Annotated in this window: 2 protein-coding genes and 1 pseudogene; all 3 read left to right on the top strand. The window is 65.7% G+C overall.

Going from position 1 to position 1,546, the window contains the following annotated elements; translation table 11 throughout:
- Positions 1 to 190: pseudogene (locus tag EOA38_RS36235) on the top strand (plasmid partitioning protein); the annotation flags it as partial.
- A gap of 76 nt (positions 191 to 266) precedes the next feature.
- Positions 267 to 749, top strand: a complete 483-nt coding sequence (locus EOA38_RS36230; protein ID WP_127301475.1) for a hypothetical protein — start codon at positions 267 to 269, stop codon at positions 747 to 749.
- Positions 749 to 1,546 (top strand): hypothetical protein (locus EOA38_RS36225; RefSeq protein ID WP_127301474.1); only part of this gene is annotated, 798 nt, incomplete at its 3' end. The genes EOA38_RS36230 and EOA38_RS36225, both read left to right, overlap by 1 nt.

Raw genomic sequence — 1,546 nt, 5'->3', positions numbered from 1 at the left:
CTTCAGGGAAGCGCGCTTCGTCCATCCGGCCGCTCTGTTCGCGCCGGACAAGGCGAAACTCTCGTCCTGGCTGACAAGCAAGGCGGCCCGTGGGGAAGACGACCCCGACGAACACGCCGAGGACCCGCGGGCGGCTGACGGTGCTGGCGGAGCTGAGGGCGAGGACGCTTTCCGCGAGGCGGCCGAATAGCGGTCCCAATTCTTCCTTCCGATCGCCATCCCGCCGCCGGCAAACCCGGCGGCGGTCCTGTTTTGACAATCAGCACATGGAGGACACGCATGTCCGCGTTCGCATCTTCCGGGCCTCAATTGGCTCGCTCATCGCCTGGTCCGACGCCACGCCGCGGCCGCAGGAACGGCACCGCAAGAAGCTGTCGCAATGGCAGACCAACAACGGCAGGGGTCGTCTGATCCGCAAGCAGGGTGAAGCAGTCGTTGGCAGTATCAGCCTGCCGGCGAGCTTCACGCTGCACGAGGCCGATTACGGTTCGGGCGGTGTCGTCGCCGTGCGCGTGCTTCGCACGTTTTCGCTGGACAGCCGGTTACGCTTCACGCTTCTCGAACGGCCGGCCATGGGCGTGGTCCGCGTGCTCGACCGGCCCGGCGAGGACGCCGAGCTGGTCCATCTCGCCCCAAATCGGGCCGATGCCGAAGAATGGCTGACGCGGCACTTTTATCCGAACGCGGTGCTCGATCAGATCACGGCGGATGAGATCGCGGCGGACCATGTCGAGGGGAGGGCCGCGTGATGACCCATTCTCTTCGAAGTTCGAACGAAAACTCCACCTCCGGCTTTCCGGAGGTGGAGTTCGGCCGCAGCGCTGGCGGCTTCTTCGTCGCCGGGGTGGGCGATACGGCGTTTGCCATGCTGCCCGCGAGCGAGGGGCGGCACTATCTGGCGACCGGCTGGCGTATCCGCCGTCCGCTCGCCGAGTGGACGCGCTCGGATTTCTACGGTCATTGCGGCGAGCTCACCGACGAGGCGGCGTTCCGGGCAAAGGTTCTGGAGCAGGCGGAGCACGCCCGAGAGAAGCGTGCGCTTGCACGACAGGAGGTCAGGTCCACAGCGCAAACGCCCTGGGGGCCATCGCAGGGCGCCACCGTCTTCGCCGACGGCGTTACCTGTCATTCGACCGCGAGCCATGGGGGGTTCCATCTCTCGCCCGAACGCAATTGCAAGGTCGACGCCCGGCTGCGCGCGGCGGATGGTTTCTATGAAGAAGACGAGTGTTGGGCGATCGTCGCCTTCACCTTCCCCGATCTCTTCACCAGCTTTGAGCGTCGAAGCGCGGAACGCATCATCAAGGACAGCTTTCCGGATGCGTGGGAAGAGATCACCGGCAACGTGCTTGCGGCCGGCCAATCCCGCGAGAAAGATCGACGCGCCTTCGAGGCGGAACACGCCGCCGACTGGATCGTGGTCTCCGCAATCAGGGCGGATTACAAAAAGAGCTTCGTCGAGGTCATCGCCACGCCGGGTGGCAGGCGTGGCGTCGGCAGCGAGGAACGCCGCTTCCTCGTCCCCGCCGACGAGTATGTGATCGGC

The sequence above is a fragment of the Mesorhizobium sp. M1E.F.Ca.ET.041.01.1.1 genome (assembly GCF_003997355.1).
GTDB lineage: Bacteria > Pseudomonadota > Alphaproteobacteria > Rhizobiales > Rhizobiaceae > Mesorhizobium.
The sequence above is the reverse complement of the archived record's forward strand: the minus strand, read 5'-3'. Positions and strand labels throughout refer to the sequence as shown.